Below are 9,546 nucleotides of genomic sequence, written 5' to 3' on the forward strand. Positions count from 1 at the left end.
AGGACTTGTTGATGATTTGTCAAACGGACCTATAGATGATATTGCTGATATGAGCAGAAGAATTGAATGGCTTAAAAAAGTATATATTGAAGAAGGAAATGAAATTTCTGAAATAATCAAGAGTCATTATAAAAAAATTATTAAAGATATAATGAAACTTAAGGATGAAGATATTTATCTATGGCACGGTAATAGTGCAAAGGAAATCTGTGGAATGTTATATATTTTATCAATGCTTGAAGAGAAAATTCAGAACGTATATACCATTAATGTATCAGAAATTACTTATAATACTGGAAAAAAGAATGAATATACACCACGGGTTGTAGGAGAGGTTATGCCTGAAAAGTTAGGAGAATTTATAGGAATAAGAAAATCCATGGACTTTGAGAGATACTCCAGTTTAATGGCATTATGGGAGAAACTGAAGAGAGAGAATTCTAATCTACGTGTTTATGAAGATAATCAGGTTAATAGTGCTCACATAGACCACTTTGATGATATGATACTATGTTATACAGATAAGAAGTTTATGCATAGTGCAAGGACAATTGGAGAAGTTATAGGCAAAGCTGAAAGTTATATTTCTGATACTTTTATTTTTTGGAGAGTAACAGAACTAATAAGAAATGGGAAAATTTCTTATAGAGGAAATTTAGATTTTATGAGGGAACTAGAAATAAAAAAGAATAATAGGTGATATTGTTGAAATTAATTTTACATCTGAAAATTATATTTTTATTTAGTTTAGATATATACATGGTTATAATGGAAACACTTTCATCGGTGGCAGAAGTAAACTCAGCATGAAGTTAGGAGCTTCAGCATCAATAGAAGAGCAAACTACTTCCATTGAGGAAATAGCTAATTCAAGTAGAAACTTATCACAGATGTTCTTAGAACTTCAAGAATTAATTGAAAGATTAAAAGTCTAATTCAAATTAAGGTAGAGTAGGTAAACTTGTGTAAACACAAATTTACCTGCTCTCTTTTTGTTGAAGTTAGTTATTTTTCCATAGCTATATAAATTATTAAGAATGGATCTTACCTTCTACCAGTGAAGAAATCGTTATAGGTTGATGCGATTTTTTCCCAGGTTATTCTATCCACAACTCCAGTTCTCCTTAGATCAAATACCTTTTGAAGACTCTTAACATTTCTTTCCGTTGCTAAGTCAAATATATTATCTATGGGTAGAATTCTTATGTTATATCCGTTTTTAGCCAAAACATTCATATACTCTTTAAGAACAGCAACATATCCATTGTTAACTCCAAGTTTTAGTTCAAATGGGAATGGGAAAAGAATATCTGATGTATTTATATCCCTACCAGAGTCTAATGCCAAATATACAAATACAATATTCCTCCAAGTATTAATATCCACCTCGCCATTTTGAACTAATCCAAAGGTTCTTTGAAATCTTAACACAGCATTTTGTGTTCTTCCATCAAAATCTCTATCAACATTAACTTCTGGTATCTCTTTATATAATGTAGATATCTTTCTAAGCATTGTTTTAAGTCTTCTTACATCTTTATTGCTAAAATTTTTCCTTAAAACATACCCTGGATATCTAGTTAAATCTTCCACTGAATAAAGTTCTTCTAAATCTACATAGGCACAGTATATAGTATTCCAAAGCCTTCTATCAACTGATTTTAAAGTAGGCAAATTAAATGCCTTTTGAAATTCTATTAAGGTTTCCAGAGTTTGATAATCAAAGATACCAGTTATAGCATTTTTCTTTAATCCATAAGCCTCTGCTAAGGTGCTTAAATATACTTGTAGCTCCCTTACTTTTCCTCCCTTAGAACCATATTTTAATCCTCCTAATGGATAATCTCCATCAAAACTTGCATCTAATTCTTCAATAATCATATTTTCTTCTGCTTCTTGATCTAATTCAGCTAATCTTTTTACAGCAGTATAAATTGCCGATAATTTATACCAGGTTGCTCTTCCCACTATTCCATCTTGAACTAAATTAAATATTCTTTGAAATACTTTAACGGATGCTTCAGTGTTAGGTCCAAAGATTCCATCTACAGGAATTAACTTAGGAATAGCAGGATAATTTTGTGATATTCTATTTAACTGTTGTTGTATTATAGTTACATTGGAGTTTCTATCGTTTCTCCTTATTGCTGATCCAGGATATGACTCAACTAACCCAGCAATTATTGGAGTTCTTTTTAGTATTTTATCATTACCATAATAATACTGTAATATTTCAAAAGCATTTCTACCACCATTTGCTAAGTCTACAGTTCCCCACTGAGATAACCCATTACATTTAGCTGTTGTACCATTGCAATATTGTGTAAAATATGGTGCATTACTATTAACTATAGAAAAATATTCATTAAAAATAGAATCTACAATTTCGCTTACATTCTCAAATACATTTCCTCCATATACAAAATATTGATCATAGGCTGTAGAATTTGTTATTTGAAATGAATAACCTCTACTTACATACCATTCTGTATAAACTCTGTTAAGGGCAAAGGTTATTTGGGCATAAATGTTGGCTCTTAGGGATTCTTCAGGCCATGTTGGGTAAACTTCATGGGAAGCAACATTTTTAATATAATCTACAAACCTGACAGTGACATTTTGCGCCCATGCACTAGGAGCTCCAAGGTGTACTGTAATATACTCTGGTATATATACTTCTCTTAATACAAAAGGTTGAGATAACACTCCAGTTTTCTGATCTCTTTGAACATCCAATAATAATTGATGAGGAGGTATAACAATCCTATTTTCCGTTGTGTTGTAAAATGCAGCTGCACCAATTTTAACTATCTCAGTTAATGATACATTTTGAATAGAAGTAGTTTCATCAAAAATACTAACACCTTCTATTAGTACATTATTATATCCTTCTGCGGTTACTAACACATCATATCTAGCATAAGGAATATATGTTTTATTCATTGGTTCTAATGACAAATTTTTATCGGGAGCATCTAACTCAATAATCTCACTTCTGCCACTTTCATCTACACCACTGTCTGTCTCAAAAATAACCTCTTTTGTTTTTTGATCTCTAATTTTTATCTTTGCACTTGTGATAGGTAAGGCTTCTTGTTCTTTTGAAAGTTGAACTATTATATATCCTTTTCCCATTTTACACCACTAAATATTACTCTAATATATTATATTGATGTAGTTTTGTTTTGATACTGGCACATTGTGTTATAAAAATAATTGTATTAAAGTCAGCGGATAAAAGCTTTGAAAGTACATTGAAGTTTCCGTTGTATGAAGCATTATGCAGATATATATTTGAGCCCTTTGCTGCAAAGGATACTGCAACTCGATTCTATAAATAAAAAACATAAAAAACCACAACCTAATTAGTCGTGGTTTTCAACAACTTTTACGTAAATATTTATATCTAGTAAAGTCTGGTTGTAGAAAGGGAGTTAAGCTTATCTAGTGGGAAGTAATAATCAATGTATTGCCTCAATACAAGGCCAGTTGCTGCGCTGTCGGGTATTACCTCCTGGCAAAGCACTTCTGAGCGTATTAAGCTTTCTGGCTCATTTATTCCAAATAGTAACCGCATGGATGTAGAACTGCTGAATCTGGGATTTATTTCGAAAATTACTGGCATGAAATCTTTAAGGCGCAATTGAATATTTATAGCCCCATAGGCTCCCAGTGTACTTGCAACCATGGCACAATAATCTGCAATGTGGTGATAATCATCAGAAACTGCAGCAATAGAAACTCCTTCCAGCAAATACCGCCTTAAAGCGATTTTGGAAATGATCTTTCCCTTTTGGTTTATGCAAATCCCTACGGTAAACTCTTGCTCCTCATCTGTAAGGTATTCCTGTATAATTAGGCTTTTCTTACCCTTTATATTTTCAAGCAGCTGCTGCTTATCCTTAACTAGAACAACACCTACTGAGCCACGTCCAAAACGCGGCTTGACTATCAAGGGAAACCCAGTACTTTCAATAAATGAGGAGAGCATACCAGCATCTTCAGGATACCTGATACTTGCAGGAATTTGAAAACCAGAGCGTGATAAATGACACATGGTCAGCCACTTATCGGTGCAAAGCTCTATCACTGCAGGAGAATTTACAAATACCTTTGCTCCTGTAGATCTTTCAAGGGATTCTCTATTTCTTGAATAAAAGGGAAGCTCTGCTGTAGAGCCGATAAATATCGCTTTAATATGATGATTTATACAAAGATTTTTAATAAACATATAATAGCTTTCTTCATCTGATACCTGTGGAGCGATAAAGCTTTTGTGGGCAAAAAATAAACCTAGGGAATATGGGTTAGAGTCAATTGCTATTGTTTCAACAGGAAGCACCGATTCTTTCAGTGACCTGATAATACCCAGGCCGTATACGGAACCTGCACCTGTAACCAACACACTGAGAGTACCATTGATTTCATTCATATTTTTGCAAACTGCTGACAATGTAATCAACCTCCTGTTCTGTTAATTCTGGGTGAACAGGTATTGAAACTACCATTATACCAAGCATAGGTTTAGCTAAAGCGATCATCATTACACTCCTCATAAATTTTTTTACATAGCTCTAGATTTAACCGGTGACCAGATCTGAAGCCTATCACATGTCCCAGTACCTTTTTCTCAAGCAAGCCAAGGTCTCCGAGAAGGTCAAGAACTTTATGCCGGGCGGGTTCATTTGGCCATTTCCACGACCTGTACTCAGCCCCTGATTTCACTACCAATACATTTGAGCTGACTTTCCCAGTTAGGTTCACAACATCTTCAATCTCTGACTCAATTATATAAGAACGGGCATCTGCCAGCTCTTTAGCAAAGGTTTCAGGAGTTATGTCCATTTCAGCTACTTGAGATAATTGGGGTAGATTGGGATAGTCAACCATATAGGTTAGTTTAAAGCCATCGTAGGGAAGAGCTATCAGGAACTTTTCATATTCCATATCCTCTAAGCTTTCACGTTTATATACAATAATGGGCTTAAGTATTTTTATCATTTCCTTCTTGGCATTTTGTTCCACTATCCCAGCTCCTGTGAGGGCTCTCTTGAACTCTTTACTGCTGTAATCTTCTGTTACGGGCAGGCTAGCCTGTTCCAGTTCAATAAATACGTTGTCCACACCTAATCCTGATAAGGCTGCCAAGGCATGCTCCGTGTGTTCGATGCGAACATCTCCATCAACAAGAGAAGTCCATCTGTATTCAACCTTTGCTTTTTCAAATGAGCATTTTACTTTAGGGCAGCCTGGAAGGTCATTACGGATAAATATTATACCTGTACTCGGCGGGGCTGGATAAAAGGTTACCTTTGCATCAGTTTCGCCAGCAATGCTAGTACCCATTAAAGAGACTTTTTGTTTAATAGTTGTCTGATTATCCATTTCAATTTCAATTCCTTTCAACTAAACTGCAGAAATCAAGAATTTGTCTGGCGCGTTCTTTATAACTATGTTTTAAATAAACCAACCGCTGACCATTGCGCGCTATTTCTTGTCGTGCTGCGGTATTTTTAAGAAAATAATTTACCAGGTCAACTGTATCTTCTGGGGAAGAGGCACATGACAGGTGAACATTATTTATAAATAGCTTGGTGATAGATTGTGTTGGTACTGTAAGCAAAAAACCGCCCGAACCTAGTACTTCAAAAGTCCGAGATGTTAACATGTCATGGTCATTTTGCAAACCTAATATAATTCTAGCTGAATTATATACTTTATTTGTTTCCTCATAAGGTAGTTCACCTTTAAGCATATGGGGTGGGATCTTAAAACCCATTAGCTCCTCATTAAAACGGTCCCATCGCTTACCCCAAATAGCAATGTTATATCCTCTTTCCACCAAAGGCTTAAGTAATATCTGAACGCTATCCTTCCGATATGACTTCCACTCTCGTCCGCCATTTCCAATTAAAGCCACATCATAATCGTATTTACTGCTTGGAGGTTCATTCTTATTGAATTCCGGATTGCAGCCAAAATCCAGATGCCCGGCGGGAAGCCCAAGCTCCCTGTATTTATTTACACTACCAGGATGTATGGTCATAATTGCATTAGGTTTATAGGTTTCAATACACCTGAAGGAACACTTTTCGGTCCATCTTGGATCTTCAGTTGCCCAATAGACATGTTTCACCTTATATTTAGAAGCTCTTTTCGTAAGCTCGTCTATATGCTCACGGCTATACCTGCGGTAAGCCCATCCCGTTGTTATCATAATATCAGGCCTAAAGTTGTCCACTGCGTCTATTATAGAACTTCTACTTAAATCCCTCAGGACAAAAACAGGGCAGTTAAGTTCCCTAAAACCCTGGGGAAGCCCAAGAGTATATTTAGAACTATGTGCAAAAAACAGTATTCTTTTCATGCTTACACCTCTTTCAACAAAAGCTTGCGTGCGCCAGTTGCCCCACAATTAAATAACATATCAACTATAGACAAATTGGGCATAAAATTGCCCCAAAGCTGTGGATATGCTATAGGCTCATAATTCAAATATTCCAATTTAATACCTTGTTTTTCAAAAAACTTTGGTTGATTATATGCCTTTCCTCCAATACCAGACAGGTAACTATCAGCAGAAAAGTGGCGGCAGATTGCAGCTATCAGTTCATTTTTTCGAAGCTCAGAAAATTGAGGTAAATCTGATAAAAACACAAGCTTTGTTTTAAGTCCCAGCAGGTCATATACTAGCTTGATGAAAGCTATGTTGGTATCTATAAGATATCCGGTATCTTGCAATACTTGCTCCATCATGGGGAAAACTTCTTTGAAATGAGGTGCTTTTGCGTAGTTTACTTTGAGTGCCATAAGATGATGCTTTTTCCAACCCGGTATAACAGTAACTTCATTAAAACGTTGCAAGCCCATGCCTTTGCGTTTCACCGGCACAGTTAGTAGCTGAGTCCCTTGGGAAGTTTTGATAAGATTCCTATTATCCAATGAACTGCCTGTTTGAAACTGAGCAGTATCTAAAATAAAAAAAATATCACACTGTGCCATCTTAACAAAATATCCAGGCCAGGGAATATAATTCGGTTGATGACCTGCTAATTTCATTACACCACTCCTTTAAATTATTTGTTATTGTTTACTTCATACAAATAGCATTCCCGCAATACCCCATGCCCTCCATAGCCTTCTTTGAAACGGAACAGCCCTGTATTGACTCTACTTCCTTTTAACTCAGTGGAAATACCCCAATCTAAATATGAAAAGCCGTTTTTTAGTCCCCATTCCATCATATGACCAAAAATAAGGTTTAGGGGCCTCTTATGCTCGAAACCATCGTGGTGGGCAATATAAAAGCAGTTTATAACCCTGTCATTCAGTAAAAATGCCAAAACACCAGCTACAGGAGTTACTCCTTCTTCATATGCTGCAAAGAGTTTTATCCTGTCTGGATAAAGGGTTTTTAGATGTTTGATTTCATCTAATGTATGTGCAGGCTTTGCATTATGATTATGTTTTAGCTTATTTTCCAGAATAGGCCAAAAATCATTTATATCGGCATCCTCCACCACTGATAACCCACTTTTCAATGCCTTCTGGTAGTTTCGAAAAGCTGTGTCACTCATTACCTGCTTTACAAAAGATTCCTCNNCTTTACAAAAGATTCATCACCTTTTTTTAGCTCAAGCACTGTGGCCAGCTCTGTATACTCAATGCTAAAACCAGAAAACCTTAAAGCAAAGTCAAGTTGGTCCGAAAGCTCCTTATGGTAAACCTTCGGAACAGGTTTTAGCCGTATATAGTCAAAACCAGTCATGGTACAATATTCAATAAGGGCACTTACTAATTCCAGGCATTTTTTAGTACTTAGACTGGACTTTATTATCAGCCCTCCATGGGAAGCGCCGGGGTGGGAAACCAGGATGCGTTTATCCTCTTGTTGTACTACGGCAGCAGGAAGAACGGCAATGATTCTCTTATCCTCCATAAATATTAGGGAATGATCTGAAAACCTGTCTGAAGGATGATAACCAAGGAATTTTCTCTCCTGCATAAAAGTACCGTTAACTGAGGAACTCACAAATTCCTCCCATTGATTCTCAAGTTCTTTTGAATAGTTCTTTACAAACAATATAATTTCACCACACTTTCCTGATTATAGTGCTTACCATTTCCATCAAAAGATGTTAATTTTCTCTCCGCCTTTTGCGAGAGATTCTGAAATGCAATCAGTTATTTTTGTCACAAATTCTATATTTTTTTTGCCGCTAATAGGCTCCTTGTGTTCTCTAATGCATTCTATAAAATGAAGACACTCCTGTGTCAGAGGTTCCAAGTTGTCTTCTATTGCCAAAAAATACTCCTGCTCTCCGTTATGGAAGATTTGGATTTTTCTATCGGCAGTCTGTGCATCGTCAAATACCAATTTTGTTTTCGATGCAACCAGTGTCATTTTCCTGGTTTTTGACCTATGAATGAAGCTGGCAAATATAGAAGCTATTTTACCATTAGGGAAACCCATCAGTATATTGATAACATTGTTGTAAGGACTTTGAATATATCTTTCACCATGGGCAATTACCCAGATAGGGTCCATCCCTATGAGGTGGCGGGAAAGATAAATATCATGAACTGCCAGATCATGAAGAACATCTACTTTTGGAGCCTGAGAGGTTGAACTGGTTCTGGACATGTTGAAGTAACATAGATCATCAAAAATATCTTTTTCTTTCAGAAGCCTCTTTATCTTTTTCACAGCAGGATGGTAAATCAATGTATGGCCGGCCATCAATACGGTGTTTTGAGCAGCAGCCAATTCAATTAGATCATCACTGTCTTTCCTGTTGGTTGTCACTGGCTTTTCTACTAGAACAGCTTTGCCTTTGCTTATTGCTTCCTTCGCCAGCATATAATGACTTTCAGGTGTTGTGGCTATAATAACTCCCTGCACCTCAATGTCATTCAATATATCTGCTTTATTTTCAGTGAACCTGGTCTGAGGGTAAACAGCAGCTGCCTGATTCAGCTTTTCATAGTCCAGGTCGCAGGCCCACTTCAATTTACAGCCCTCTATTTCATTTACAGTTTTCAGATAATTTTTTCCCCATTTTCCACAGCCTATTAAAGCAAGCTTCATCATTGCATTTACCTCTCAATTACATACTAATTATATGCCGTAGCATCATAAATTAGTATATTCATCACTCATAGGAAATGTTACTTACATTGAGGATCCTCATCTGGTAAAGCGAAAAAAATAAAAAGGGCTAGTAACTTTACGCAGAAGGTTCAAGAGCAAGCATTACACTTCCAGGCTTAAGAGACAACATCACCTATTATATTGTGCATATAATTAGAAGTTTAAATATGAGAATCTAGGTGGAAACTTTAAAAATTTTTTAGGTTAAAGCTATTACTCTTACAATGGGTGGTAGCTTTTATGTAAAAAATGATATGGAAATGTTTTTTACCATTGTAATATAATTTTCTGAATTATAAGATTATATTAAATAGAACTAAAAAAATAAAGCATGTAAATAAGGAGTTTAGTAATGAACAGTTTATTAGCAACAAAAATAAATGATTTTATGGAAT

10 protein-coding genes are annotated in these 9,546 nt (G+C 35.7%); 3 read left to right on the plus strand and 7 right to left on the minus strand.

The features are described from left to right. Together B2671_RS01375 and B2671_RS01380 are read left to right on the plus strand one after the other, a co-directional pair. The coding region (locus B2671_RS01375) for a DUF3658 domain-containing protein (RefSeq protein WP_346868803.1) at positions 1-700 on the plus strand (700 nt) is incomplete at its 5' end. 106 nt (positions 701-806) lie between these two features. Beyond that, entirely contained in the window at positions 807-935 is a 129-nt protein-coding gene (locus B2671_RS01380; protein ID WP_346868804.1) for a hypothetical protein, read from the plus strand. 109 nt (positions 936-1,044) lie between these two features. Here B2671_RS01380 and B2671_RS01385 read toward each other — a convergent pair whose 3' ends face one another. Continuing rightward, positions 1,045-3,135: a peptidoglycan-binding protein gene (locus B2671_RS01385; protein ID WP_346868805.1), complete on the minus strand. Its 2,091-nt coding sequence runs from the start codon at positions 3,133-3,135 to the stop codon at positions 1,045-1,047. Between the two features lie 50 nt (positions 3,136-3,185). On the opposite strand from B2671_RS01385, the gene B2671_RS01390 reads away from it, so the two are divergent. Further along, a complete protein-coding gene (locus tag B2671_RS01390) occupies positions 3,186-3,341 on the plus strand; it encodes a hypothetical protein (protein ID WP_346868806.1) in 156 nt (51 codons plus the stop codon). Between the two features lie 65 nt (positions 3,342-3,406). On the opposite strand, the gene B2671_RS01395 is transcribed toward B2671_RS01390, so the two are convergent. The 6 genes from B2671_RS01395 to B2671_RS01420 all read right to left on the minus strand — a co-directional run bounded on the left by B2671_RS01395 (position 3,407) and on the right by B2671_RS01420 (position 9,091). After that, a complete protein-coding gene (locus B2671_RS01395; protein WP_346868807.1) occupies positions 3,407-4,453 on the minus strand; it encodes an ATP-grasp domain-containing protein in 1,047 nt (348 codons plus the stop codon). A 71-nt stretch (positions 4,454-4,524) separates the two neighbouring features. Continuing rightward, positions 4,525-5,406 carry a UDP-3-O-acyl-N-acetylglucosamine deacetylase gene (locus B2671_RS01400; RefSeq protein ID WP_346868808.1) on the minus strand — a complete coding sequence of 294 codons (882 nt, stop codon included), beginning with the start codon at positions 5,404-5,406 and terminating at the stop codon, positions 4,525-4,527. After that, on the minus strand, positions 5,393-6,367 hold the full coding sequence (locus B2671_RS01405; protein WP_346868809.1) for a CgeB family protein: 975 nt from the start codon (positions 6,365-6,367) through the stop codon (positions 5,393-5,395). Before B2671_RS01405 ends, B2671_RS01400 begins: the two co-directional genes overlap by 14 nt. A 2-nt stretch (positions 6,368-6,369) precedes the next feature. Then, complete coding sequence (locus tag B2671_RS01410; protein WP_346868810.1) at positions 6,370-7,059, minus strand: WbqC family protein; 690 nt, start codon at positions 7,057-7,059, stop codon at positions 6,370-6,372. Between the two features lie 17 nt (positions 7,060-7,076). Further along, positions 7,077-7,577: a GNAT family N-acetyltransferase gene (locus B2671_RS01415; RefSeq protein WP_346868811.1), complete on the minus strand. Its 501-nt coding sequence runs from the start codon at positions 7,575-7,577 to the stop codon at positions 7,077-7,079. A 551-nt stretch (positions 7,578-8,128) separates the two neighbouring features. Beyond that, entirely contained in the window at positions 8,129-9,091 is a 963-nt protein-coding gene (locus B2671_RS01420) for a Gfo/Idh/MocA family oxidoreductase (protein WP_346868812.1), read from the minus strand. Between the last annotated feature and the right edge of the window lie 455 nt (positions 9,092-9,546).

The sequence above is a fragment of the Clostridium sp. UBA5119 genome, from assembly GCF_002414285.1.
Taxonomy (GTDB): domain Bacteria; phylum Bacillota; class Clostridia; order Clostridiales; family Clostridiaceae; genus Clostridium_J; species Clostridium_J sulfidigenes.